Here is a 25287-nt window from a genome sequence, read left to right as displayed (position 1 = left end):
TCGAAGGAGGCAAGGGCATGACTGCTCCCCTGGTTTTCATCACCGGCGCCTCCAGCGGCATCGGGCAGGCCCTGGCGGCGCGTTACCTGCGCGCCGGGTGGCGACTGGCCTTGGTCGCTCGCCGCACACATGAGATCAAATCATGGGCTGAGGCAAACGGAATAAGCGCCGGCAGCTATGAAATTTATAGCGCAGATGTGGCGCAGCCAGACAGCATTGCCGCCGCGGGGCAAGACTGCCTGCAGCGCCAGGGCGTGCCCGACGTAGTGATAGCCAACGCAGGCATCAGCGTGGGCGTGGACACCGCGCTGCGCGAAGACATCGCCACCATGGCCCAGGTTCTGGCGACCAACACGGTGGGCACGGCAGCCACCTTTCAGCCTTTCATCACGCCCATGGTGCAGCGGGGCAGTGGGCGCCTGGTGGGCGTTGCCAGCGTGGCTGGCATCCGGGGGCTGCCCGGGCATGGTGCCTACTGTGCAAGCAAGGCAGCCGTCATCAGCTACTGCGAAAGCCTGCGCGGCGAACTGCGCGGCACCGGCGTGGGGGTCAGCACCATCAGCCCTGGCTACATCGACACCCCCTTGACGCGCCAGAACCGCTACGCCATGCCCTTTTTGATGCAGCCTGAGGATTTTGCCGACCGCGCCTTTGCGGCCGAGCGTGCTGGTGTGAGCTACTGTGTCATTCCCTGGCAGATGGGGGTGGTGGCCAAACTGCTGCGCCTGCTGCCCAATGCGGTGTTCGATCGCCTGCTTGCCGGGCGCCCGCGCAAACACCGGCAAAGCAAGTGAACGCCCACAAAAAAAGCTCCCGAAGGAGCTTTTTTTTGTGGGGAGGCCTGGGTAGCCAACAGCGATCAGTAACCGCCGCCGTTGCCGTAGCCGCCGCCATTGCCGCGACCACCACCACCGCCGCCGCGCGGGCCCGAGCCGTAGGGGCTGCGGAAACCGCCACCGCCGCCTTCGCCACGGCCGCCGCCACCATAGCCACCTTCACGGCCACCGCCGCCACCGTAGCCACCTTCGCTGCGACCACCGCCGAAGCCGCCCGAGCGGCCACCGCCGCCAAAGCCGCCGCCGCCAAAGCCACCACCCGAACGGGGGGGGCGCGGCTCCATGGGACGTGCTTCGTTCACCACGATGGCGCGGCCACCGAGCGATTGGCCGTTCATGCCATTGATGGCGGCCTGGGCTTCAGCGTCGCTGCCCATTTCGACAAAGCCGAAGCCTTTGGAGCGGCCTGTGTCGCGCTCCATCATCACCTTGGCACTGCTGACGCTGCCGAAGGCGCCGAAGGCCTGTTCCAGATCGTTGTCACGCACGCTGTAGGGCAGGTTGCCCACGTACAGTTTGTTGCCCATTGAGGGACTCCTGAAAAAACACAAGAAAAAAAGCGATGGAGCCCCGAAAACGCAACCAGCCTATCTCAACGATGCACGCTGCGTGAAACCGACGGATCACCGCAAACCGGAAAGCAGAATTTCCTGCAATCCTATTATGTGCCTGCGTTTGCTCAGCAAAGCAAGGGTTTTTACCCCCTGTGGCGCGTTTGCCGCGCCTGGCGCATAAAAAAGGAGCCTGAAACAGGCTCCTTGTGGGGCTCAGAGCCCGTCAGTGGCTCAGTAGCTGCTGCGGCCGCCGAAGCCGCCGCCGTTGCCGCGGCCACCGCCGCCAAAGCCACCACCGAAACCACCGCTGCGCGGGGCGCGGGGCTCCATGGGGCGGGCGATGTTGACCACCAGGTCACGGCCGCCATGGTTCTGACCGTGCAGGCCTGCGATGGCGGCTTGCGCTTCGGCCGGGCTGCCCATTTCGACAAAACCGAAACCCTTGGAACGGCCGGTGTCGCGCTCCATCATCACCTTGGCGCTGGACACGGCGCCGTACTGGCTGAAGGATTGTTCCAGATCGTTGTCGCGGAACGAGTAGGGCAGGTTGCCCACGTAAAGTTTGTTGCCCATGAGGGACTCCTTAAAATACAAAAACTGCGATGGAGTCCGACGCTATCAACAAACCTGTGACGACTTCAAAGACGCGAAACTGACCATTCACCGCTGACTCTCTGCCTTTCCGCAAAGCGAAAAAGCGGGCCCATTATCAGGCAAATTGGCGTCCAGCCCACTTTTTATTTATTGGGCCTTGGTTTGCCGCAACATTTGGCGGGCATTTCGGCGGGACGCGGGCCGCTACAATGCGCGGGTCTTTGGGGAGTAGCCGGCCCTGGCAGCCAGTGCCAGGGAGCGGATGTCAACACACTTGGTGCCTCACGCACCATGGCATCTGCAGTCCACGGATGGGCGAGACCATTGACCGCACACCGTCCAATGGGCCGGAGCCGGGGTGCGGTCGATGCATTCGCACCACACGTCCGGCCGCCACTGATATCCCCGCCATGGAAGCCTTCCTCGTCTCCACCTCCATCGTCGCCCTCGCCGAAATGGGCGACAAGACCCAGTTGCTCGCGCTCGTGCTGGCGGCGCGTTTCCGCAAGCCCTGGCCCATTGTCTGGGGCATCTTCGTGGCCACCGTGTTCAACCACGCATTGGCTGGCGCCGCCGGAGCCTGGATCACCACGCTGATCGGGCCGCAGATGCTGCGCTGGGTGCTGGGCGTGTCGTTCATCGCCATGGCGGTGTGGATGCTGATCCCCGACAAGCTTGAAGACGGCGACACCGGCGAAGGCCCGCGCTGGGGCGTCTTCGGCACCACGGTCGTGGCCTTCTTCCTGGCCGAGATGGGTGACAAGACGCAGATCGCCACCGTCATGCTGGCCGCCCAGTACAGCGGCTGGCTGTGGGTGGTGGCCGGCACCACGCTGGGCATGATGCTGGCCAACGCGCCCGTGGTGTGGCTGGGCGAGCGCATCACGCGGCGCATTCCGCTGCGCACCGTGCATGTGGTGTCGGCCGGCATCTTCCTGGTGCTGGGCATCCTGGCATTGTGGGTACCCGCCTGAACCTGCGGGTTTTGCTATAGTTGCCGGACGCGCCGATTTGCCACAGCTTGCGGGCGCTTAATAAATTCAGCTAAAGACCGTCCGACAGCCGACCCGGTACCGTTTTTAGCGTTACCGGGTTTTTTTATGTCGTTCATTGCCACGCCCCAGTCGATGCATTTTCCGGAGGCGCTGCCGCTGCAAAGCGGTGCCGCCATTCGCGACTACCACCTCGCCTTCGAGACCTACGGCCAGCTCAACGCCGACCGCTCCAACGCCGTGCTGGTGTGCCACGCGCTCAACGCCTCGCACCATGTGGCGGGCAGGTACGAGGGCCAGGACAAGAGCGAGGGCTGGTGGGACAACATGATCGGGCCCGGCAAGAGCGTGGACACCAACCGCTTCTTCGTCATTGGCGTGAACAACCTGGGCTCGTGCTTCGGCTCCACCGGCCCCATGCACACGCATCCCGACACCGGCGAGATCTATGGCGCCGACTTCCCCGTGGTCACCGTGGAGGACTGGGTCAACGCCCAGGCCCGCCTGCTCGACCGCCTGGGCATCACGCAACTGGCAGCCGTGCTCGGCGGCAGCCTGGGCGGCATGCAGGCGCTGTCGTGGACCCTGCAGTACCCCGAGCGCATGCGCCATGCGGTGGTGGTGGCCAGTGCGCCCAACCTCACGGCCGAGAACATCGCCTTCAACGAGGTGGCGCGCCGCGCCATCGTCACCGACCCGGACTTTCACGGCGGCCACTTCTACCGGCACGGCGTGATCCCCAAGCGCGGCCTGCGCATCGCGCGCATGATCGGCCACATCACGTATTTGAGCGACGACGTGATGAACGAGAAGTTCGGGCGCCAGCTCCGGGAGGGCCTCGACCTCAAATACAGCACCCAGGACGTCGAGTTCCAGATCGAGAGCTACCTGCGCTACCAGGGCGACAAGTTCAGCGACTATTTCGACGCCAACACCTACCTGCTGATCACGCGCGCGCTCGACTACTTCGACCCCGCGCGCGCCTTTGGCGGCAACCTCACCCAGGCCCTGGCGCGCGCCACGGCGAAGTTCCTGCTGGTCAGCTTCACCACCGACTGGCGCTTCTCGCCCAAGCGCTCGCGCGAAATCGTCAAGGCCCTGCTCGACAACCGCCGCGACGTGAGCTACGCCGAGATCGACGCGCCCCACGGGCATGATGCCTTTTTGCTCGATGACGCCCGCTACATGAGCGTCATGAGCTCTTATTTTGATAGCATTGCAAAGGAGCTGGCATGACCGAGAAAGCCACCATGCAAGCCCTGGCGCGCCTCGTGCCCGAAGGCTCGCGCGTGCTCGACCTGGGCTGCGGCGACGGCAGCATGCTCGACTACCTGCAGCGCGAACGCGGCTGCAGCGGCTACGGCATCGAGATCGCCGACGCCAATGTGCTGGCCTGCGTGCGCCGGGGCGTGAACGTCATCCAGCTCAACCTCGACGAAGGCCTGGCCATGTTCGGCGACGCCTCGTTCGACGTGGTGCTGCAGATCGACACCCTGCAGCACCTGCGCAACGCCGAGGTCATGCTGCGCGAGACCGCGCGCGTGGGGCGCACCGGCATCGTCGCCTTCCCCAACTTCGCGCACTGGCCCAACCGCCTGTCCGTGCTGCGCGGGCGCATGCCGGTCACGCGCCGCCTGCCCTACCAGTGGTACGACACGCCCAACATCCGCGTCGGCACCTACAAGGATTTCGAGGCGCTGGCGCAGAAGAACCGGCTGCGCATCCTCGATGCCTTCGGCCTGCAGGAGGGCCAGGCCGTGCGCTTCCTGCCCAATGCGCTGGCCGGGACGGCGGTGTTCCATTTCGAGCGCTCTGCATAAAATCGCCCCATGACCTTCCTCGACATGCTGCGCGACGCGGCCACGCAGAACAACTCCATGCTGTGCGTGGGCCTGGACCCCGAACCCACGCGGTTTCCTGCGGGCATGCAGGGCGACCCGCACAAGATCTACGACTTCTGCGCCGCCATCGTGGACGCCACGGCCGACCTGGTGTGCGCCTTCAAGCCGCAGATCGCCTACTTCGCCGCGCACGGCGCGGAGGACCAGCTGGAACGCCTGATGCAGCACATGCGCGCCAACGCGCCGCGCGTGCCGGTGATCCTGGACGCCAAGCGCGGCGACATCGGCTCCACCGCCGAGCAGTACGCGCGCGAGGCCTTCGAGCGCTACGGCGCCGACGCGGTCACGCTCTCGCCCTTCATGGGCTTCGATTCGGTCGAGCCCTACCTGCGCTACCCCGGCAAGGGCGCCTTCCTGCTGTGCCGCACCTCCAACCCCGGCGGCGACGACTTCCAGAACCAGCGCCTGGCCAGCGTGGACGGCCAGCCGCTGCTGTACGAGCACATCGCGCGCCTGGCGCAGGGGCCGTGGAACAAGAACGGCCAGCTCGGCCTCGTCGTGGGCGCCACTTACCCGGCCGAAATCGAGCGCGTGCGCGCCATCGCGCCGCAGGTGCCGCTGCTGATCCCTGGCGTGGGCGCCCAGGGCGGCGACGCCGCCGCCACGGTGCGCGCGGGCTGGCGGCAGGACGGGCCGATCATCGTCAACTCCTCGCGCGCCATCCTCTATGCCAGCAACGGCGCGGACTTCGCCACCGCCGCGCGCCACGAGGCGCAGCGCACGCGCAACCTGCTGCAGGCGGCGATCCCCTTACCCTGAGATTCATCAAAAACAGGAGCTGGCAGCGCGCGCGGATATTGATTTTCAGCATTATTTCATGCTGAAAATCAATACCAATCAGCGCAAGCAGCTCCTGATTTGCTAGCGCAAGCGCCGGGGCGACAGCCCCTCGGCATCCACGCCTTCGGCCACCAGCGACGCGTCAAGCGGCTCGCCGAGCAGCAGGTTGCGCGCGAGCAGCGCGTAGCCCGGCGCGCTCTGGATGCCGTAGCCGCCCTGCGCGGCCACCCAGAACAGGCCATCGACCTGGCCGTCCCAGCCGATCACCATGTCGCCGTCGCTCACGAAGGAGCGCAGCCCGGCCCAGGTGTGCGAGGGGCGGCGGATCTGGAACGTGGTCATCTGCTCGATGTGCCAGATGCCCGTGGCCACGTCGATCTCCTCGGGCACCACGTCGTGCGGGTACATGGGGTCGGCATTGGCGGGCGAGCCCAGCAGCTGGCGCGCGTCGGGCTTGATATAGAAGCTCTCGTCCACGGCAATGATGGCCGGCAGGCTGGGCAGGTCCAGCCCCTCGGGCGCGGGGAAGGTGAAGGCCGTGCGCCGGCACGGCGTCAGACCGATGGGCGCGGCGCCGGCCAGCTGGCCCACCACGTCGGCCCAGGCGCCGGCGGCGTTGACCACGGTGCGCGTCTGCACGCTGCTGCCGTCCTGCAGCTGCACGGTCCATACGCCGTCCGCGCGCGACAGCGCCGTGACCTCGGCGTTCATGCGCACCGTGCCGCCCTGCTTTCTCAGGCCGTGCAGGTAGCCCTGGTGCAGGCCGTTCACGTCGATGTCGGCCGCGCCCGATTCGGCGAGGCCGCCGCCCAGCGCCTCCAGCCGCAGGCAGGGCGCGCGTTCGACCAATTCAGCAGGGCTCAGGCGCCGCAGGCTGGGCGAATGCGTGTGCAGCTCCTGCCAGGCGGCCTCCAGCAGGTCCATCTGGTCCGGCCCGGCGATGTAGAGCACGCCGCGCGGCGAGAGGATGGGGCTGTCGGCAAAACCCGGCGGCGGCTGGTCGAGAAAGGCCCGGCTGGCGCGCGTGAGCGCGCGGATGCGCGGCGTGCCGTAGGTCTCCATGTAGAGCGCGGCCGAGCGCCCGGTGGTGTGGTAGCCGGGCTGCGCCTCGCGCTCCAGCAGCAGCACGCGGGCGTTCTGGGCCAGCTCCCAGGCCACGCTGGCGCCGGCGATGCCCGCGCCGATGACGGCGAAATCCAAGGTTTCCATGGTGGGACTCCTGAGGGGGCGGGCTAGGCGCTTGTGGCGCCGCGCCCGCGTTGCAAAAACTGATGGTATTCGGCCTCGGGCACGAACAGCCCGCCGGTGGTCCAGGCCAGGTGCGTGGCGCGCGGCAGGTGCGCCTCCAGGCCCTGCGCGCGCAGCCAGGCGCGGCCCTCGGGTGTGCCGGTGAGCATGGCTGGGCCCGAGAAGCCGGCCGCCGCCGAGGGCTCGATACGCAGCCCCTCGGCATCGTGCGCCCACGCCAGGTGCTGGAACAGCGTGGCGTCCTGCACGGTGTAGACGCCCGAGAGCAGCGGGTGCATCAGGCTGGCGGCCAGCAGCGAGGCGCGCGGCACGGCCAGGCCGTCGGCCTCGGTCTGGTTGGTCAGGCCCCAGTCGTACACGCTGGGGTGGTCGTGCGGCCCGGCCAGCATCTGCGCCAGGAAACAAGGCGACTGCACTGGCTCGGCAAAGAAACAGTGCACCTGCGGCCCCAGCACCTGGCGCAGGCCGAAGGTGATGCCGGCCGGTGCGCCGCCCACGCCGCAGGGCAGATAGACGAACAGCGGGTGCGTGGCGTCCACGGTGATGCCCGCAGCCTCCAGTTGGCGTTGCAGCGCGGGGGCCGCGGCGCTGTAGCCCTGCAGCAGCGAGAGCGAGCGCTCGTCATCGACGAAGTGACAGAACGGGTCGCTCGCGGCCTGGGCGCGGCCGGCGGCCACGGCCTGCTCGTAGTCGCCCGCGTGCTCCACCACCTCCACGCCGCGCCGGCACAAGCGCTCCTTCTTCCATGCCTTGGCATCCGCCGACATGTGCACGGCGGCGCGAAAGCCCAGCGCGGACGCCGCCACGCCGATGGACAGGCCCAGGTTGCCCGTGGAGCCCACGGCCACCTGGTAGCGGCCCAGCAGCGCGCGCGCCTCGGGCGAGGCAAGCTGGCGGTAGTCGCCGCCCGGCGCCACCAGGCCATGCTCCAGCGCCAATGTTTCAGCGAATTCGAGCACCTCGTGGATGCCGCCGCGCGCCTTGATCGAGCCGGCCACGGGCAGGAGGTGGTCGCACTTCACCCACAGGGCGCCTTCGGCGGCGCCCAGCCCCAGGGCCTGGCCCAGTGCGGGCGCGGGCACCAGCGGGGACTCGATCACGCCGCCGCTGGCCTGCAGTTCCTGAGGGAACAGCTCCGCCAGCAGGGGGGCGAAGCGGCCAAAGCGTGCCACGGCCGCCTGCATGTCCTCCACGCCCACCGTGCCGGTGCCTACCGACAGCCGGGGCTGCACCTCGGGAACGCGGCCCGGGTTGGTCCACAGGCAGGGCTGGGCGGCACGCAGGCGGTCTTGGAGCAGGGTGGGGTCGGCGGGTTGCATGCCAGAGAGATGTTGATTGCTATAAAAATAATAGCTACTGGCGCTTATCAAAAGGGCGCCAGGGGCTGTTTTGACCTTGAACTACGCTGCGCGCGCGTTCTGTACGTGGATGCGTACCTGCTCTGCCAGGGCCATGTCGCCCGGGGTCTCGGGGTTCCAGGTGTCCACGTTGCGCGGGCGGTTGGCGTCATCGACCGCCACGTACACACAGGCGCACTGCAGCACCTGTTCCAGCGTGTCGCCGGGCAGGCGGGTGCGGTACACCTCCACGGCGATGCCCATGCTGGTCTTGCCGGTGTAGGCCAGGCGGGCCTGCACTTCGATGAGGTCGCCTGCGAACACCGGGCGTTCAAAGCGTGCCCCGCTGATCAGTGCCGTCACGCAATGCCCCTTGGCCCAGCCGGTGGCGCAGGCCAGGCCCGCTTCGTCCACCCAGTGCAGCACGCTGCCGCCGTTGATGCGTGTGCCCACGTGCAGGCCCGCGCTGTGGGATGCCAGAAAACGCAAGGTCAGTGAATGCATGGTGAAGGGAGGCGCCCTTGGCCCCAGAGTTGCTGCTGCGGATCATTATTCCGCAAGCCTTGCGTACCCCCTGCAAAGATCGTCAACAGGCTCTTAGCGGATGCGTGGTGGTGCCAGAAGTTGCTCCGGGGTGGTGAACCATGCGCTGCTGGCGCCCATGCGGCTGCGGGCCTGGGCCAGCTCGTGGCGCGCCACACTGCGCAGGTGGACTTCATCGGGGCCGTCCATGAAATGCAGCGCCCGGCCCCAGGTCCAGAACTGGGCCAGCGGGGTGTCGGGCGACAGGCCCATGGCACCAAACACCTGGATGGCGCGGTCCAGCACGTTGCTTTGGAGCTGCGCAGCCACCACCTTGATGGCCGCCACCTGGGCACGTACCTGCGCCGCAGGCAGGGCATCGCCCTGGTCCAGCATCCAGGCAGTTTGCAGCACCAGCAGGCGGGCCTGGTCGATGGCGATGCGCGCTTGCGCCAGCCAGTCCTGCACGTTGGACTGCTCGCTCAGGTATTTGCCAAAGGTGCGCCGCTCCAAGGTGCGCTCAGCCGCCAGTTGCAGGGCCAGTTCACACTGGCCAATGCTGCGCATGCAGTGGTGCACGCGCCCCGGTCCCAGCCGGGCCTGGGCCATGGCAAAGCCTGCGCCCCAGTCGCCCAGCAGGTGGCTGGCGGGCACACGCACCTGGTGCAGCAGGATCTCGCAGTGCCCTTCGGGCGTGTGCTGGTGCAGTACGCTGATGTTGCGCAGCACCTGCACGCCGGGGGCATCCAGCGGCACCAGAACCATGCTGTGCTGGTGGTGAGAGTCCGGCATGGGCTCGCCGCTGCCCTCGTCATCGGCATTGCGGCACAGCACGATCAGCAGCCGACAATGCGGGTGCGCCGCGCCTGTGATGAACCATTTGCGCCCCTGCACCACCAGCGTGTCGCCCTCGCGCCGCACGGTGGTCTGCAGGTTGGTGGGGTCGGACGAGGCCACGTCGGGCTCTGACATCGCAAAGGCCGAGCGGGTGTGGCCCTGCAGCAGCGGCTCCAGCCATTGCTGGCGCTGTGCCGGGCTGGCAAAACGGTGCAGCAGCTCCATGTTGCCGGTGTCGGGCGCGCTGCAGTTGAACACCTCGGCCGCCCAGGGCAGGCGGCCCATGGATTCGGCCAGCGGTGCATATTCCAGGTGCGACAGGCGCGTGCCTGGTTCGTCATCGCGCAGGCCGGGCAGGAACAGGTTCCACAGGCCCTCCTCGCGCGCCAGGGCCTTGAGGTCTTCCATGAAGGGCGGCGGATACGCACCCTCCTGCACCGCGCGGTGCCAGGCCGGGTTGTGGGGCAGCAGGTAGCGCTCGACAAAGGCATCCATGCGCTCGCGCAGCGCCTGGGCCCGGGCAGAAGGGGCAAAGTCCATGGCGCATTCTGAAAGAAGGCGCCCGCACTGTCACAACGCAGGTGACAGGGATCGTCTCCCTGTCACGCCTTGCGTGGCACGGTCAGTCCCCACAGCAGGGCCAGCAGCAGGGCCGAGCCGGTGTTGTGCGTCAGCACCAGGGCCAGCGGCAGCTCCCAGGCGACCAGAGCCAGGCCCAGGAAGCCCAGGGCAGCAGGCAGACCGATCAGCCAAGCGGCGGTACCGCGCTGTCCCAGCCGCCAGGCTCGCCAGGCCGTCAGCCACAGCACGACCGTCAGCAGCACGGCGCCAGCGCTGTGCAGCAGGTGCACCCAGGCGCCTTCGGGGCGGGTGGGCAGCGCCATGGCCGGCGGGAGCGCCCAAGGGTTCAGGGCCTCCCAGGAGGCAGCGCTCAGATCGCAACTGCCCCACGCAGGGCAGCTCAAGCCCGCATGGGCGGCACTCACCTGGCCGCCCAAGGCGACCTGCACCAGCAGCAGCAGCCCCGCCGCCCAGGCCCAGCGCGCCAGTGGCGCACGCTCTACGCCGTGGTCCATCGGTGCTGCCGCGACGCCCGCGAGGCGCACGCTCAGGGCAAACATGGCAAAGCCGCCCAACAGGTTGCCCAGCGTCACGGCAGGCAGTTGTGATTGGGCGGTCCAGCGCCCCAGCACGGCCAAAAACAGCGCCAGCGCCAGCAGCCCGAGGGTAAGACGCCCTTCGGGCCACAGGACCGGCCGTGAGGCCAGTGCCGTCATCAGCATCACCAGAACAAGCAGCAGGGCGGCCGATGCAATCACCCGGTGGGCCAGCCGCGCTGCGGCCTCGGCCCCCGATGGCTGATTGACAGCAGGGCCTGCTGCGGAGTCCTGCTGTGCCTGGGCATAGCACTGCGGCCAGGGATCGCAGTCCAGACCGTACTTGCTCAGACGCAAAAAGGCGCTGAGGCTGGTGATGGCCAGCACCATGACCGCGCACACCCAGGCCATGCGCTGCAACAGCAGGCGACGGCGTGCAAGCGGTGGAGGGGGTAGGCTCATATCAATGGTGCTCATAGGGTTATTGGGGATATGTGGTGAAAAAGTCACGCGTGATGCGCTTTGCCGATCGAAAACCGTCAGGACACCGAAAGCCAGCGTAAATGTACATTTCAAGTGTATGAAACACACTTGCGGTCAGATTTTTCGTCTTGTTACAGACGCGCCTACGGTTTACCATGCCCCAAGTATTGATTCAGATCATGTTTAGACCGACAGTTAAGGTCAAGAATGTAAGCCGCTGAAAAGCTTACCAAGGAGAAGTGACCATGAACCACCATGACGATGAGAACGAAAAAGTTCCGTTCATGCAACAGTTGCTGGACAACCCATTCCTGCTTCTGTTCCTGGGCGTGATGATTCCAATGATTGTCTACAACCTTTGGGGTGTCATAGACATCCTGACCATCCCAGCCGCTAAGTAAAAGGAACGCAGCCATGAGCGCAATTCTTCCCCCCTCAGAGCGGTTGTGGTGGAAACACCCCCTGGATCGCCTCGAAGCCGTATGGATCGGCATCGCATTCGTCTGGTGCATGGTCATGTTCTTCATGATGGTGTTCTGGCACATCTACGGTAAGCAAAACCTCTCTACCGAGACCTACAAGACCACGCCCGACAAGTTCTCCGCGGCCACCCAGGCCATGGTGGACAAGTACACCGTTCGCACGGAAACCGAACAGAACATTCCCGTGGTGGCCCCGCCCGAAGGCACCGACGTGTACATGATCGCGCGCCTGTGGAACTTCTGGCCCATCCTGGAACTGGAAAAGGGCAAGACCTACAAGCTGCACCTGACCTCCATGGACTACAACCATGGCTTCTCTCTGCAGCCGACCAACATCAACATCCAAGTGGTGCCGGGTTACGAGCACGTGATCAAGGTCACGCCGAACGAGTCGGGCACCTTCGCCATCGTGTGCAACGAGTATTGCGGCATTGGCCACCACGAGATGGTGGGTCGTATGTACGTGAAGTAATGCGAGGACAGCCATGACCGTACAAACCACTTACCGTACCTGCCCGCGCTCGGGCCTGCAGTTTGAAAAGCAGGCCGAGGCGCTCATGAAAATCAACGCCGTCACCGCCGTGGTGGCACTGCTCGTCGGGGGCCTGCTGGCCATCGGCGTGGTGCTGACCCGCTGGCCCGCGGTGCACTGGCTGGCAGCCGACACCTTCTACATGGTGCTCACGGCCCACGGCATCGACATGCTGATCTTCTGGATCATCTTCTTCGAAGTCGCCGTTCTGTACTTTGCCTCATCCACCCTCTTGCGATGCCGATTGGCGACACCCAAGATTGCATGGGCCGCCTACGCGCTCATGCTGATTGGTGCCATCGTGAACAACGTGTCGGTGTTCCAGGGCAGTTCCAGCGTGATGATGACCTCCTATGTGCCCATGATGGCGCACTGGTCGTTCTATCTCGGCCTGATCCTGTTCGCCGTGGGTGCGCTGATCGCCTGCTTCGTGTTCTTCGGCACGCTGGTCGTCGCAAAGCGCGAAAAGACCTACCAAGGCTCGGTGCCGCTGGTGACCTTTGGCGCCATCACGGCAGCCATCATCGCCGTGTTCACCATCAGCTCGGGCGCGATCATCCTGATCCCGACCTTCCTGATGTCCATCGGCCTGATCAATGAAGTCGATCCCCTGATCTACCGCACCATCTGGTGGGCCTTCGGTCACTCGTCGCAGCAGATCAACGTGGCCGCCCACATCTCGATCTGGTACGCCGTGGCCGCCATCGCCTTTGGCGCCAAGCCCATGTCCGAGCGCGTCAGCCGTGGCGCCTTCCTGCTGTACATCCTGTTCCTGCAACTCGCCAGTGCCCACCACCTGCTTGCTGACCCCGGCATCAGTACCGAGTGGAAAGTGGTGAACACCAGCTACTTCATGTACTTTGCTGTGCTGGCATCCATGATCCACGCCCTGTCCATCCCTGGCGCCATGGAAGTGGCCCAGCGTGCGCGCGGCTACAACAAGGGTCTGTTTGAGTGGCTGCGCAAGGCGCCCTGGGGCAACCCGACCTTCTCCGGTGTGTTCATTGCGCTGGTGGGCTTCGGCTTCCTGGGCGGTATCACCGGCGTGATGATGGGTACCGAGCAGCTCAACCTGCTGATCCACAACACCATCTACGTGCCCGGCCACTTCCACGCCACCGTGGTGATCGGTACCACGCTGACCTTCATGGCATTGACCTACTTCCTGATTCCCGTGCTGTTCCAGCGCGAGATGATTGCCCCTGGTCTGGCCAAGATCCAGCCGTACCTGTTCGGCTTCTCGATGTACTTCTTCTGCCTCGTGATGATGGGCGCTGGTACCCTGGGCGTCTCCCGTCGCCACTGGGACATGGCTTTCAGCGGCCACGCCCTGGCCTATGAATGGCCCGGCGCTGCCTACCTGATGATGGGTCTGGTCGGTATCAGCGGTATCGTTGCCATCGCTGGCGGCGCCATCTTTGTGTACGTGACCGTGATGTCCGTGTTCTTCGGCAAGAAGCTCGACGCCGGTGTGGTGAGCCCCAAGTTCACCCCGCTGATGCCTGCCGCCCCCACCGCCGCTGCCCAGACCTATGGTTCGGCTGGTTTCGTGGCGCCTGGCACCTTCGTGCTGGCCATGTTCTTCCTGGTTACCTTCGTGTTGTACTACTTCGTCAACTGGAAGTACCTCGGCCAGTTGTGGGGTCTGAGCTGATCGGAAGCCCTGAGCGATGCACACCACCACGCTCAAGCCCGCCGGGCGCAGCATGGGTCAGATGACGCGCGACGTCGTCTCCCTGTTCAAGCTGCGCATCGGTGTGCTGATCATGATTACCGCGCTTGTGGGCATGGCGGTCGCGCCAGGGCCGGCACCCAGCTTCGTGCAGGTGCTGATTCTGGCCGTCTCCGTGCTCCTGGCGTCGGCAAGCGCGGGGGCGTTCAACCAGTATGTCGAGTACGAGAGCGACCGCCTCATGGCGCGCACCGCCAAGCGTGCCTTTGCCACAGGCGCACTGCCCCACCACCCTGCCTGGCTCGTCCTGATGGCCGTGCTGCTGGCAGGGGCCGTGGGCGCGGCCTGGGTCGCACTCAATGGCGTTGCGGCGCTCCACGTGTTTCTCGGCGCCTTCTTCTATGGGGTGGTCTACACCCTGTGGCTGAAGCGGCGCACTTCTCTCAACATCGTCATTGGCGGTCTTGCGGGGAGTTTTGCCGTGCTGGCGGGTGCCGCCGCCGTGGATCCAGCCCTGGGCCCGCTGCCCTGGTTGCTGGCCCTGGTGCTTTTCTTGTGGACACCTCCGCACTTCTGGAGTCTGGCCATCGCCAACCGCGATGACTACGCCCAGGCGGGCGTGCCGATGCTTCCCGTTGTGGTAGGCCCCGAGCGGGCGGCCCGTACCGTGTTTGTCAGTACGGTGGCGCTGTTTGTGGCCTCACTGCTTCCCCTGGCCTACGGTGCCGGCCCGGTGTATGCCGTTGGCGCCCTGGCCGGTGGGCTGCACTTTGTGCACAAATCCTGGTTGCTGGCGCGCAATCCCGTGCGTGCCACGGCCATGGGTTCTTTCTTTGCATCGTTGGTGCAGTTGAGCCTCCTGTTGGTGGCCGCCTGCGTTGACGCCATGCTGCGCTGAAGGAGTGGTTGTGGGTCGGTCTTTCCTGTCTTGCTTGCGCCAAGCCGCACTGTGCTGCGGGTTGGGCCTGGCTTTGGTGTTGCCTGCCGCAGCATCGGGCCCGCAGGGCAACACGGCCGATCTGGGCCTGGATCGTGAGCAGGCATTGCGCACGAGCCAGGCTGCCATCGGTCGCACGATCGGCGACCACATTCTTCTCAACCGTGAGGGACGTCCTGTGTCCCTCTCCTCATTCCGGGGCAAACCCCTGCTGGTGAGCTTTATCTACACCGGCTGTTTCCAGGTGTGCCCTACCACCACCAAATCCCTGCAGGAAACGGTGGACGGACTCCAGAAGAGCCTGGGGCCCAACATGTTCAACGTGGTGAGCATCGGCTTCAATCAGCCCGCCGATTCGCCACAGGCCCTCAAGTCCTTTGCCACCCAGTACGGCATCAACCAGCCCAACTGGGATTTTCTGAGTCCTCCGGCCGCGCTGGTTCCCAAGCTGGCCGAGGACTTTGGTTTTGTGTACGCCGCTTCCCCCGCAGGCTTTGACCATGTCTTGCAGGTGTCCATCGTGGATGCCGAGGGACGCATCGTGCGGCAGGTGTACGGCGAGATCGTCGCTCCCGGCGAGTTGGGCGAACCCCTCAAGATGCTGATCGCGGGCACACCGGTTCAATCGAACGAGTTGCTGGAGACTCTGATGGACCGGGTGCGCGTTGTCTGTACTGTGTACGACCCCAAGACGGGCACCTACCGTGTGGACTACACCTTGCCTATCCAGATCGCCGGTGGGGTGATGTTCTTCGTCCTGATGTTGATGTTCTTCTTCAATGAGTGGCGCTCCAATCGCAAGAGTGCACGCAACAAGGGGGTGCGCAGCGCCTGACGCTCGCCAGTTCCATGTCCTTGCCCGGTTCAGCCTTCTCCCCGGAAGGCGCCAGCACCTCTCTCGCTCTTTCGCCGGTTTCTCGCCTCGCAGCCACCTACCGGGCTTTGGAGCACGCGTTCGACAAGCCGTTCGGCCCGGCGCTCAACCCCCTCAAGCACCTGGGCGCTTTGGGGTTCATGCTGCTGTGGTTGCTCGTGGTCAGTGGCACGGTGCTCTACATCGTGCTCGACACCTCGGCCGCCGGGGCCTACCGGTCCATCGAGGCGCTGACGGAGGTCCCCTGGATGCTGGGCACCGCACTGCGCGGTGTGCACCGCTATGCGGCCGATGCGTTCGTGGTGGTCATGGCCGCACACATCGTGCGCGAATGGGTGTTGGGCCACTACCGGCATTTCCGCAAGGTGCCCTGGATCACCGGTGTGCCCCTGGTGGCATTGGCCTTTGTCTGTGCCGTGGGCGGCTTCTGGCTCAACTGGGATCGCTTGGGACAGTACTCGGTGGTTTCCACGGCAGAGTGGCTCGACGCTTTGCCCTTTTTGGCTTCGCCCCTGGCGCGCAATTTCTTGGGCGGCCTGAGCCTGGGCGACCGCTTGTTCACGCTGTTTGTGTTCATCCACATCGGTGTCCCCTTGTTGCTGATCTTTGGCCTGTGGTTCCATATCCAGCGCATCAGCCTGGCCAGGGTGTTCCCGCCGCGTGCATTGGCATGGGGGACTTTTATCACCTTGCTGCTGCTGTCCTTCGTGGCGCCGGTGGTCAGCCAGGGGCCTGCCGATCTGAGCTCCGTGCCTCAGGCGCTGGCGATTGACTGGATTCTTCTTTTCATCCACCCACTGATCGATGCCACCTCACCGCTGGTGGTGTGGGCGCTGCTGGGGCTGGCCTTTGTGCTGCTGTCGGTGCCCCCTTTCCTGCCCGCTCCTGCGCCCGCTCCTGTGGCTGTGGTGTACCCCGACCACTGCAGCGGTTGTGCCCGCTGCTTTGACGATTGCCCCTACTCGGCCATCACCATGGTGCCGCACCCCAATGGCCGCAGAGGCATGCGCCTGGCCGAGGTGAATGCCGATCTGTGCGCTGGGTGCGGCATTTGCGCGGGCGCGTGCCCGTCGTCCACCCCCTTCCGCAGCGCCGAGACGCTGGTCACCGGCATCGACATGCCGCAATGGCCAGTCAATGACCTGCGTGCGCAACTGGTGGAGCGTCTGCGTGCCATGCCAGGCCCCCGTCGCCTGGTGGTCTTTGGATGCGAGCAGGGCACGCGCACCCACCTTGACGCCACCGATGTGCTGCATTTCCCGCTGATCTGTGCTGGCATGTTGCCGCCCTCCTTTGTGGAGTACGCGCTGCGTGCGGGCGCCGACGGTGTGCTGATCAACGGCTGCCGCGAAGGCAGCTGCGAATTCCGCCTGGGCCAGCGCTGGACAGCCCAGCGCCTGAGCGGCGAGCGCGAGCCCCATCTGCGCAGTTCGGTACCTGCCGAACGCTGGCGCACCGCCTGGACCGACCCCGGCGACGAGCAAGCGCTGGCGGCTGCCGTGGACGAATTGCGCAGGCAATGCGATACCTGTGCCCCCCCTGAACTTGAGGAGAAAAACCGATGAACCGCGTACTCAACTGGACCGGCCAGGCCCTGCTGTACGGCAGCTTTGCCGTGGCACTTGGGGTGTTTTCACGCTGGCCTGTGTACCACCCCCTGCCGCCGGACATGGCGCAGATCAAGGTCAGCTTCATCCACCATGGTGTGCGCATTGCCGACTGCCGACCCTTCACCGCGGAAGAGCAGGCCAAGATGGCCAAGAATATGCGCCAGACGCAAAAGTGCGAGCGCGAGCGTTCACCGGTCAGTATCGAGGTGGACATCGACGGCAAGTCGGTGCTGCGCCACACCTCGCCGCCTTCGGGCCTGTCGCGCGACGGTGCTTCCACCGTGTACCAGCGGCTTGATCTGCCAGCTGGCGAGCACCGCATCGCCGTCCGCTTCAAGGACAACAAGGCCGTGGAAGGCTTCACCCACCAGCGTGAGGAGACCGTCATCCTCAAGCCCGCGCAGGTCATGGTGATCGACTTCAACCTCGACAAGGGAGGCATCGTGCTGCTATGAGCGCAGGAACCTCTCCCTTGTCAGGTGGGCGGCGCGCGGCCACGGCGCCCTTGCCCACCGTGCGCGCGGGTGCGGACTACCAGTTGAGCATCCCGCAGGACGCCCGTCTGGCGCTGGCCCGCGGCTGGCTCTGGTTGGGTATGGCCGCGCTGATCGGCTCCGGGCTGTTCTCGGTGCTGTTGGTCGTGTCACGCACGCCTTACGTGAACCAGTGGCTCCCGGCCGCCAATTTCTTCCACATCTCGCTGGTGCTGCACGTGGACCTGTCGGTGCTGGTGTGGTTTGTGGCCATGGGCGGTTTGCTGTGGAGCCTGCATGGCAGCCAGCGTGCCCAGGGGGCGGGCTGGGTGGCGTTGTGGATCACCGCAGCGGGCACCCTGGCCATGGCGCTGGCACCCTTTCTGGCGCCCGGCGAACCCATCATGGCCAACTACATCCCGGTGCTGGAATCTCCGCTGTTCCTTGTCGGCTTGGTCGTGTTTGGCGTGGGCACTGCCGTTCTGGTGCTGCGCAGCCTGTGGGCAGCGCCCCGCTTGGGCCTGCAGTACGACGGGCGCGGCGCGCTGGACTTCGGCCTGAGCTCTGCCGCGGTGGCCACGGCCGTGGCCTTGCTGTGCTTTGCCTGGTCTTGGGCGGTCCTGCCCACCACCTTGCACGGAAAGGCGTATTACGAAATCCTGTTCTGGGGTGGTGGACACGCGCTGCAGTTCACTTGGACCTTGATGATGCTGGTGGCGTGGCTCTGGCTGGCCAGTGCCTGCGGCGCCCATTTGGTGCTGAGCCCGCGCGTCACGGTGCTGATGTTTCTGCTGGCGCTGCTGGGCGTCTTTGTGACGCCCTATGCCTATCTGGCCCACGACGTCGCATCGGTGGAGCACCGCAACCTGCTTACCTGGGCCATGCGCATGGGCGGTGGTCCGGCCATCGTGCCGGTGGGCATGGCCGCCGTGCTGGGGGTGCTGATGCTGCGCAACCTGACGGCTGAAATGCGCCCACTGCGTGCGGCGCTGCTGTCCTCGGTGCTGCTGTTTGGTGCGGGTGGCGTCATTGGCATTTTCATCCAGGGCAGCAACGTGCGCATCCCGGCGCACTACCACGGCTGCATCGTGGGTGTGACGCTGGCGCTCATGGGTGCGGTCTATCGCATCCTGCCGTCCATGGGCTACCAGGCCCCGCAGGGCCGCATGGCCACCTGGCAACCCTGGATGTACGGCATCGGCCAGCTCATGCACATCATCGGGCTGGTCTGGTCTGGCGGCTACGGCGTGCAACGCAAGGTGGCAGGCACCGACCAGGTGCTGCGCAGCACCGCCGAAGTGGCGGGCATGGGCCTCATGGGCCTCGGCGGGCTCATCGCCATCATCGGCGGGCTGTTGTTTGTGGTGGTGGTGATCCGCACCATCCGCCAGCCACAACCCGGTGCCGCCCACGGCTGAAGGAACACGAACAATGATCAAACTCTTCCAAAACCTCCTGCAATGGCTTTTTCTCAAAGCCGAGGGCCTGTTCAACGCCGCCTTTGGTGACCGCATCAACCCCTTCTACCATCTGGGGGCCATCACCTTCTTCCTGTTCTGGATCGTGGGCGCCAGCGGGCTGTACCTCTACGTGTTCTTCGAGACCGGGATCGCCGAGGCCTACTCATCCGTGATTGCCCTGACCAACAACCAGTGGTGGGCCGGCGGCATCATGCGCAGCGTGCACCGCTATGCCTCGGATGCCATGGTGCTGACCATGGTGCTGCACATGCTGCGCTACTTCGCCTTCAACCTGTACCACGGCTTCCGCTGGTTCTCGTGGGTCACGGGCGTCATGCTGATCTGGATGGTCTATGCCTCCGGCATCAATGGCTACATGCTGCCCTGGGACCAACTGGCGCAATACGTCACCGTCACCAGCTTTGAATGGCTGGATTGGCTGCCGATCTTCAACGGCACGCTGATGCGCAACTTCCTGTATTCCGACCATGTGGGCGACCGCTTCTTCACGCTGCTGTCTTTCATGCACCTGGGCATTCCGCTGGTCTTGCTGATGATCATGTGGATCCACGTGCAGCGTGTGCCCAAGGCACGCACCACGCCGCCGCGCCCCATCGTCATTGGCATGCTGCTGACCTTTCTGGTGCTCTCGCTGGTGGCCCCGGTGCACAGCCAGGGGGGCGTGAGCAACCTGGCCCAGGCAGTCACCCAGGTGGAGCTGGACTGGTTCTACCTGGCCGTGTTCCCGCTGATCACCGACTGGCCCATGGGCCGCGTGTGGGCGCTGGTGGTGGGTGCTTCGGTGCTGCTGTCCCTGTTGCCCTGGTGGCCGCCGCAGTTCCGCCGCGGCGACAAGCGCACGCACCAGGTGGTGGTGCATGGCACAGACGGTGCGAGCGCCGAATTCAAGGTGCGCGAGGGCGAAACCATTCTGGACGCCGGTCTGCGCCAGGGCCTGGCCCTGCCTTACGAATGCCGCAACGGCGGCTGTGGCCTGTGCATTTGCAGTGTCGAACAAGGCAGCATCGAGCAGCGCCCCTACCAGCGCAGCGCCCTGCCGGACGCCCAAAAGGCCCAGGGCAAGGCACTCATGTGCTGTGCCGTTCCCAAGGGCGACGTGGTCATTGATGTCGAAGGTTTCACGGGTGCCGAGCACCAGGAAGCCACCGTGCACACCGCCACCGTGGCCCAGATGGAACGTCTGGCCGAGGATGTGATGCGCGTGCTGCTGCAACTGCCCGAGGGCAAGACGCTGGATTTCAGTGCAGGCCAGTACATCGACATCCTGCTCGACGACGGCCAACGCCGTGCCTTCTCGTTCGCCAACCGGCCGGGCGAGAGCCGCCAGATCGAGCTGCATGTGCGCCTGGTGCCTGGCGGACGCTTCACCACCCACGTGTTCCAGGGCATGAAGGTGGGCGACACCCTGCGCTTTGAAGGCCCGCGTGGCAGCTTCACGCTGCGCGAAAGCCAGCACCCCATCCTCTTCATCGCCGGGGCCACGGGCTTTGCGCCCATCAAGAGCATTGTCGAAGACGCCTTTGCGCGCGGCGTGCAGCGCCCCATGCGCCTGTACTGGGGCACGCGCAAGCCGCAGGACCTCTACATGCTGGAGCGCTGCGAGCAATGGCAGCGCGAGCATGCCAACTTCACCGTGGTGCCCGTGGTGTCCGACGCCAGCGAGGGCGACGCCTGGACCGGCCGCACCGGCCTGGTGCACGAAGCCATGTTGGCCGACTTTGCCGACCTCAGCGGCCACGAGGTGTACCTGTGCGGCTCCGTCAAGATGGTGGAGACGGCCGTGCCCGCCTTCATCGCGCAGGGGCTGGACGAAAACTCCTGCTTCTCCGACGCCTTCCTGATGGCGGCACCGGCCCAGACCCCGGCGCAGCACTGAGCGCCTCGAAAGCAAAAGCGCCCGGCACCGCGAAGGTGCCGGGCGCTTTTTTCATTCCTCGTCAAAGGCCGAGAGATTCGTACAGCGCGTCCATGCGCGCCGTCACATCGGCATCCATGGTGATGGTGCGGCCCCACTCGCGCTGGGTCTCACCCGGCCATTTGTTGGTGGCGTCCAGTCCCATCTTGCTGCCCAGGCCGCTCACGGGCGAAGCAAAGTCGAGGTAGTCGATGGGCGTGTGCTCAATGAACATGGTGTCGCGCTGGGGGTCCATGCGGGTCGTCATGGCCCAGATGACTTCCTTCCAGTCGCGCACGTCCACATCCTCGTCCACCACCACGATGAACTTGGTGTACATGAACTGGCGCAGGTGGCTCCACACGCCCATCATCACGCGGCGCGCGTGGCCGGGGTAGGCCTTCCTGATGCGCACCAGCGCCATGCGGTAACTGCAGCCCTCGGGCGGCAGGTAGAAGTCCACGATTTCCGGAAACTGGCGTTGCAACAACGGAACGAACAGCTCGTTGAGTGCCACGCCCAGCACGGCGGGCTCGTCGGGCGGCTTGCCGGTGTAGGTGGAGTGGTAGATGGCGTCCTTGCGCAGCGTGATGCGGTCCACCGTGAACACCGGGAACTCGGCCTGCTCGTTGTAGTAGCCCGTGTGGTCGCCGTACGGCCCTTCGAGGGCATGCTCCCAGCCGCTGGCATGTGTGGCGTCGGGCTGGATGTGGCCTTCGAGCACGATCTCGGCGCTGGCCGGCACGCGCAACGGCACGCCCAGCGCGGGCGCCACCTCGGTGCGCGCGCCGCGCAGCAGGCCGGCAAACTGGTATTCGCTCAAAGCGTCGGGCACCGGCGTCACGGCGCCCAGGATGGTTGCCGGGTCGGCCCCCAGCGCCACGGCCACCGGGTAGGGCTTGCCGGGGTTCATGGCGCAGTGGTCGCGGAAGTCGAGCGCGCCGCCCCGGTGGGCCAGCCAGCGCATGATGAGCTTGTTGCGCCCCAGCACCTGCTGGCGGTAGATGCCCAGGTTCTGCCGCGCCTTGTGCGGCCCCTGGGTGATGACCAGGCCCCAGGTGACCAGCGGCGCCACGTCGCCGGGCCAGCAGTGCTGGATGGGCAGGCGCGCCAGGTCCACGTCAGCACCTTCCCACACCACCTCCTGGCACGGCGGGCTGCTGCGCTCCTTGGGCGCCATGTTCCACAGCGTCTTGAGCAGGCTGCCCATGCCCACCATCTCCTTGAAGCCCTTGGGCGCCTCGGGCTCCTTGAGCGAGGCCAGCAGCTCGCCAAACGGCCGAAGCCCGGCGATGCTCTCCACCCCCATGGCACGCGCCACGCGCTCGGGCGTGCCGAAAAGGTTGCCCAGCACCGGCATGCGGTGGCCCGTGGGGTTCTCGAACAGCATGGCCGGGCCGCCCGCGCGCAGCACGCGGTCGCACAGGGCCGTCATCTCCAGGTGGGGCGATACCGGCTCGCGCACACGGCGCAGCTCGCCGCGCTGTTCAAGCTGCTGGATGAAGTCGCGCAGGTCGTGGTAGTGCATTTGGATAAAAGTGGCTTTTGCGCTTATGAGTACTGCGCAAGCAGCTATAAAAAATATAGCAAAAAAAGAACCCAGTTCAGCCCGTGTCAGTGGCCAGCGCCCAGCCCCTGCCAGCGCCCGCCCAGCCCATGGGCCAGGCCCAGCAGATCCAGCGTGCGCGCGACGGTGTGGTCCACGATGTCGTCCACGCTGCGCGGGTGCAGGTAGAACGCGGGCACCGGGGGGCAGACGATGGCGCCCATTTCGGTCACGCTGACCATGTTGCGCAGGTGGCCCAGGTGCAGCGGTGTTTCGCGCGCCAGCAGCACCAGGCGGCGGCGCTCCTTGAGCATGACGTCGGCGGCGCGGGTCAGCAGGCTGTCGGCCAGGCCATGCGCCACGGCCGCCAGGGTGCGCATGGAGCAAGGGGCGATGACCATGCCCGCGCACTGGAACGAGCCGCTGGCGATGCTGGCGCCCACGTTGTCGGCGTCGTGCGCCACATGCGCCAGGGTGCGCACGGCGTCGGGCTCCAGGTGCATTTCATGGCGCAGGGTGCGCCAGCCGGTGTCCGAGACGACGAGGTGCGACTCCACCCCAGGGCAGGTGCGCAGCGCCTGCAGCAGGCGCACACCGTACACCGCACCACTGGCGCCGGAGATGCCCACGACCACGCGTTGCGGCGCCTGCCCTGGTGCGGGGGGCGTGGCCGCAGCGTTCATGCGGCCATCCGGGGGGCGGGTTCGGCGGACGCTGAGTGCGCCGTGAGCGGGTGGGCTGCCAGGTCGGCCTGCACCTGGTCCAGCACAAGCTGGGCTTGTGCGGGGTCGAAGTCTTCGTGGCGGCGCTTTTTCACGCCGTACTGTTGCAATTGGTAGTGGCGCGCAGCTTGAATGCCGTGGCGCGAGAGGCAACCCTGCACGCAGTTGAGTGGGCAGCCGTCCAGCGCGATGATGGGGCGGCCCGAGTGCGCCGTGCGCACCAGGCTGGGCACGTCGCCGCCCACGCCCGCGATGCACGACATCTCGGCCACGCCTGCGCGGTCCAGCCGCAGCGCCACATGGTTGGCCAACTGCGCGGCGCTGGAGCAGCCCGAGCAGGAATAGACCAGGGGCAGTGCAGCGCGCGTGTCTGTCATGGCCGTGCTCCTGGGAAACCGTGGCCAGCGCCGGGGTTGCTGTTGCTGGGGCGCATGCCAGGGCGCAGGGCGGCCAGGCGCGCGAGCACCTGGCGCGGGCCCCATTGCTGCAGATCCAGCACAGGCAGTTCCAGTGCGTCCAGCGTGTTCTTGACGACCAGGCCCAGTTCGGTGTCGCCTTCCATGGAGAGGCGGCGGCTGAAGAACAGCGTGTCCGGGTCTTGCTGGCGCTGGGCCAGCAGCAGGAAGTCGTGGGCGCTGGCACTGATGCACAGGTCGGTCTCGGCGAAGCGCGCACGCGGGGCAAAGGCGCCGCCGGTCCAGGTGTAGTCGAAGGTCACGCCCGCGTCGCGCACATGGATGCGCAGGCGCTTGTTCAGCAGCATCTCGCCCACGTCGCGCGGCAGTTGGCGCGCCAGGCCCACATTGAGTGCGGTGACCAGCAGCACCGAGCCCGGAAATGCGGGCAGGCGCGAGGTGAGGGCCGCCACGGCAGACGGCAGGACAAAGGGGGCGGGGGGCGTGTGCGGGGCGTTCATGGGGGACTCCAGTGCGGGCTTGTCTTGTGCAATGGCGGCGGTGGGCAGCGGTTCAGGCGGGCACCAGGGCCGGGCTGTCCACCAGCTCCAGGCCGGGGCGGCCATGCCAGTAGCCGTTGCAGCTTTGGTCGGGCATGAGGGGCTGGAGCTGGGCGCGGGCCTCGGGGCCGCTGAGCTGGCCCTTGCGCACGGCGTCGAACAGCGCCACCACTTCCGTCATGTGCTGGGACTGGGGGCTGATGCGTGCCACGGCCACGCCCATGCGCTGCATGCGCGGCAGCTCGTCGATGAGGTTGTGCACGCGCGCCGACTGCGTCTGGATGCCGTTGAGCACGAGGAACTCCTCGCTTTCGCGCGTCTTGAGCATCAGGCCGTCGGGGTGGTCCAGGCAGCTGAACTGGCAGTCGTCCTTGGGCAGGTTGCGCTGGCGTGCGGTGAAGCAGCGCGCCGAAAACGCCAGCGGCATGCGCCCGTAGGCAAACACCTCGGTCTGCAGGGCCTGCGGGCCGTTCTGGATCAGGGCGGCCAGGTCTTCGTGCTTCATCTCCAGCGGGGCCACCCAGCGCGTGGCGCCCAGCGAGGCCAGCCACTGCAGCGTGGGCAGGTTGTAGATGTTCAGGTGCATGCCTCCGGTGAAGGGGCGCTTGCCCGCCACGCGCTGCACGGCGCCCATGTCGCCCGCTTCCACCGGCCAGTCGGTGTTGGCCGTGACCTTGTGCATGGTGCTCACTTCCACGCCCGATTCGAGCAGCACCTGGGTGGACAGCACGGCTTCCTTGCCCGATGCGCGCATCAGCTCGGCGATGTCGAGCCAGTCCTGCAGGCGCAGCTCCTTGCGGCGCGAGCAGACGGTTTCGCCCAGATAGACGATGTCCACGGCCGTGGCGGCCATGGCCTCGTAGAAGTCGAAGTAGGTCTGGCGCGACCAGTAGTACTGCGGCGCGCCCAGGGACAGTTTCAGGGTGGG

26 protein-coding genes and 1 riboswitch are annotated in these 25287 nt (G+C 66.1%); of the genes, 14 read left to right on the top strand and 12 right to left on the bottom strand.

Going from position 1 to position 25287, the window contains the following annotated elements; translation table 11 throughout:
* The first annotated feature begins 17 nt into the window (after positions 1–17).
* On the top strand, positions 18–794 hold the full coding sequence (locus tag MJ602_RS01335; RefSeq protein ID WP_243019082.1) for an SDR family oxidoreductase: 777 nt from the start codon (positions 18–20) through the stop codon (positions 792–794).
* Between the two features lie 65 nt (positions 795–859).
* Here the strand turns inward: MJ602_RS01335 and MJ602_RS01330 are convergent, their stop codons facing one another.
* Together MJ602_RS01330 and MJ602_RS01325 are read right to left on the bottom strand one after the other, a co-directional pair.
* On the bottom strand, positions 860–1363 hold the full coding sequence (locus MJ602_RS01330) for an RNA recognition motif domain-containing protein (protein ID WP_162017903.1): 504 nt from the start codon (positions 1361–1363) through the stop codon (positions 860–862).
* Between the two features lie 258 nt (positions 1364–1621).
* Positions 1622–1963 (bottom strand): RNA recognition motif domain-containing protein, encoded by a 342-nt coding sequence (locus MJ602_RS01325; protein WP_243019081.1) that lies wholly within the window; start codon positions 1961–1963, stop codon positions 1622–1624.
* Positions 1964–2190: 227 nt separating this feature from the next.
* A riboswitch (yybP-ykoY riboswitch) is annotated at positions 2191–2370 on the top strand.
* Positions 2371–2394: 24 nt separating this feature from the next.
* On the opposite strand from MJ602_RS01325, the gene MJ602_RS01320 reads away from it, so the two are divergent.
* The 4 genes from MJ602_RS01320 (at position 2395) to pyrF (ending at position 5636) form a co-directional block, all read left to right on the top strand.
* The gene (locus MJ602_RS01320; RefSeq protein ID WP_243019080.1) at positions 2395–2958 is read left to right on the top strand and encodes a TMEM165/GDT1 family protein; all 564 of its coding nucleotides are present in this window, start codon (positions 2395–2397) and stop codon (positions 2956–2958) included.
* A gap of 126 nt (positions 2959–3084) precedes the next feature.
* Positions 3085–4212 (top strand): homoserine O-succinyltransferase MetX, encoded by a 1128-nt coding sequence (metX, locus tag MJ602_RS01315; RefSeq protein WP_243019079.1) that lies wholly within the window; start codon positions 3085–3087, stop codon positions 4210–4212.
* Positions 4209–4796: a methionine biosynthesis protein MetW gene (metW, locus tag MJ602_RS01310; RefSeq protein ID WP_243019078.1), complete on the top strand. Its 588-nt coding sequence runs from the start codon at positions 4209–4211 to the stop codon at positions 4794–4796. Before metX ends, metW begins: the two co-directional genes overlap by 4 nt.
* A gap of 9 nt (positions 4797–4805) precedes the next feature.
* A complete protein-coding gene (gene pyrF / locus MJ602_RS01305) occupies positions 4806–5636 on the top strand; it encodes an orotidine-5'-phosphate decarboxylase (protein ID WP_243019077.1) in 831 nt (276 codons plus the stop codon).
* Between the two features lie 102 nt (positions 5637–5738).
* Here pyrF and MJ602_RS01300 read toward each other — a convergent pair whose 3' ends face one another.
* The 5 genes from MJ602_RS01300 to MJ602_RS01280 all read right to left on the bottom strand — a co-directional run bounded on the left by MJ602_RS01300 (position 5739) and on the right by MJ602_RS01280 (position 11175).
* Positions 5739–6866, bottom strand: a complete 1128-nt coding sequence (locus MJ602_RS01300) for an NAD(P)/FAD-dependent oxidoreductase (protein WP_243019076.1) — start codon at positions 6864–6866, stop codon at positions 5739–5741.
* Between the two features lie 23 nt (positions 6867–6889).
* A complete protein-coding gene (locus MJ602_RS01295) occupies positions 6890–8224 on the bottom strand; it encodes a D-serine ammonia-lyase (protein ID WP_243019075.1) in 1335 nt (444 codons plus the stop codon).
* 81 nt (positions 8225–8305) lie between these two features.
* Positions 8306–8746 carry an acyl-CoA thioesterase gene (locus MJ602_RS01290; protein WP_162017911.1) on the bottom strand — a complete coding sequence of 147 codons (441 nt, stop codon included), beginning with the start codon at positions 8744–8746 and terminating at the stop codon, positions 8306–8308.
* Positions 8747–8839: 93 nt separating this feature from the next.
* Positions 8840–10141 carry an acyl-CoA dehydrogenase family protein gene (locus tag MJ602_RS01285; RefSeq protein ID WP_243019074.1) on the bottom strand — a complete coding sequence of 434 codons (1302 nt, stop codon included), beginning with the start codon at positions 10139–10141 and terminating at the stop codon, positions 8840–8842.
* Between the two features lie 62 nt (positions 10142–10203).
* Entirely contained in the window at positions 10204–11175 is a 972-nt protein-coding gene (locus tag MJ602_RS01280; RefSeq protein ID WP_243019073.1) for a COX15/CtaA family protein, read from the bottom strand.
* 251 nt (positions 11176–11426) lie between these two features.
* Between MJ602_RS01280 and MJ602_RS01275 the strand changes: the two genes are divergently transcribed.
* The 9 genes from MJ602_RS01275 to MJ602_RS01235 all read left to right on the top strand — a co-directional run bounded on the left by MJ602_RS01275 (position 11427) and on the right by MJ602_RS01235 (position 21118).
* On the top strand, positions 11427–11582 hold the full coding sequence (locus tag MJ602_RS01275; RefSeq protein WP_197905039.1) for a hypothetical protein: 156 nt from the start codon (positions 11427–11429) through the stop codon (positions 11580–11582).
* A gap of 13 nt (positions 11583–11595) precedes the next feature.
* Positions 11596–12135 carry a cupredoxin domain-containing protein gene (locus MJ602_RS01270; RefSeq protein ID WP_243019072.1) on the top strand — a complete coding sequence of 180 codons (540 nt, stop codon included), beginning with the start codon at positions 11596–11598 and terminating at the stop codon, positions 12133–12135.
* A 13-nt stretch (positions 12136–12148) separates the two neighbouring features.
* A complete protein-coding gene (locus MJ602_RS01265) occupies positions 12149–13849 on the top strand; it encodes a cbb3-type cytochrome c oxidase subunit I (RefSeq protein ID WP_243019071.1) in 1701 nt (566 codons plus the stop codon).
* A 16-nt stretch (positions 13850–13865) separates the two neighbouring features.
* Complete coding sequence (cyoE, locus tag MJ602_RS01260; protein WP_243019070.1) at positions 13866–14765, top strand: heme o synthase; 900 nt, start codon at positions 13866–13868, stop codon at positions 14763–14765.
* Between the two features lie 76 nt (positions 14766–14841).
* Positions 14842–15639 (top strand): SCO family protein, encoded by a 798-nt coding sequence (locus MJ602_RS01255; RefSeq protein WP_242455496.1) that lies wholly within the window; start codon positions 14842–14844, stop codon positions 15637–15639.
* A gap of 14 nt (positions 15640–15653) precedes the next feature.
* Positions 15654–17243, top strand: a complete 1590-nt coding sequence (locus MJ602_RS01250; protein ID WP_243019069.1) for a hydrogenase iron-sulfur subunit — start codon at positions 15654–15656, stop codon at positions 17241–17243.
* Positions 17240–17743, top strand: a complete 504-nt coding sequence (locus MJ602_RS01245; protein ID WP_162017918.1) for a hypothetical protein — start codon at positions 17240–17242, stop codon at positions 17741–17743. Before MJ602_RS01250 ends, MJ602_RS01245 begins: the two co-directional genes overlap by 4 nt.
* Positions 17740–19179, top strand: coding sequence for a cbb3-type cytochrome c oxidase subunit I (locus MJ602_RS01240; protein WP_243019068.1), 1440 nt, complete (start codon positions 17740–17742; stop codon positions 19177–19179). Before MJ602_RS01245 ends, MJ602_RS01240 begins: the two co-directional genes overlap by 4 nt.
* Before the next feature lie 13 nt (positions 19180–19192).
* Positions 19193–21118 (top strand): 2Fe-2S iron-sulfur cluster-binding protein, encoded by a 1926-nt coding sequence (locus MJ602_RS01235; RefSeq protein WP_243019067.1) that lies wholly within the window; start codon positions 19193–19195, stop codon positions 21116–21118.
* Positions 21119–21179: 61 nt separating this feature from the next.
* Here the strand turns inward: MJ602_RS01235 and ubiD are convergent, their stop codons facing one another.
* From ubiD to MJ602_RS01210, 5 genes are all read right to left on the bottom strand, one after another.
* Positions 21180–22664, bottom strand: a complete 1485-nt coding sequence (gene ubiD, locus MJ602_RS01230; protein ID WP_243019066.1) for a 4-hydroxy-3-polyprenylbenzoate decarboxylase — start codon at positions 22662–22664, stop codon at positions 21180–21182.
* Positions 22665–22750: 86 nt separating this feature from the next.
* Positions 22751–23365, bottom strand: a complete 615-nt coding sequence (locus MJ602_RS01225) for a UbiX family flavin prenyltransferase (protein ID WP_243019065.1) — start codon at positions 23363–23365, stop codon at positions 22751–22753.
* Entirely contained in the window at positions 23362–23781 is a 420-nt protein-coding gene (locus tag MJ602_RS01220; protein ID WP_162017923.1) for a putative zinc-binding protein, read from the bottom strand. The genes MJ602_RS01225 and MJ602_RS01220 overlap by 4 nt, the downstream gene beginning before the upstream one ends.
* On the bottom strand, positions 23778–24320 hold the full coding sequence (gene ubiT, locus MJ602_RS01215; RefSeq protein ID WP_162017924.1) for a ubiquinone anaerobic biosynthesis accessory factor UbiT: 543 nt from the start codon (positions 24318–24320) through the stop codon (positions 23778–23780). Before ubiT ends, MJ602_RS01220 begins: the two co-directional genes overlap by 4 nt.
* A gap of 52 nt (positions 24321–24372) precedes the next feature.
* Positions 24373–25281, bottom strand: coding sequence for a U32 family peptidase (locus MJ602_RS01210; protein WP_162018180.1), 909 nt, complete (start codon positions 25279–25281; stop codon positions 24373–24375).
* Between the last annotated feature and the right edge of the window lie 6 nt (positions 25282–25287).

It is taken from the genome of Simplicispira sedimenti (genome assembly GCF_022760965.1).
Classification (GTDB): domain Bacteria; phylum Pseudomonadota; class Gammaproteobacteria; order Burkholderiales; family Burkholderiaceae_C; genus Simplicispira; species Simplicispira sedimenti.
This window is presented reverse-complemented; position numbering and strand designations above follow the sequence as displayed.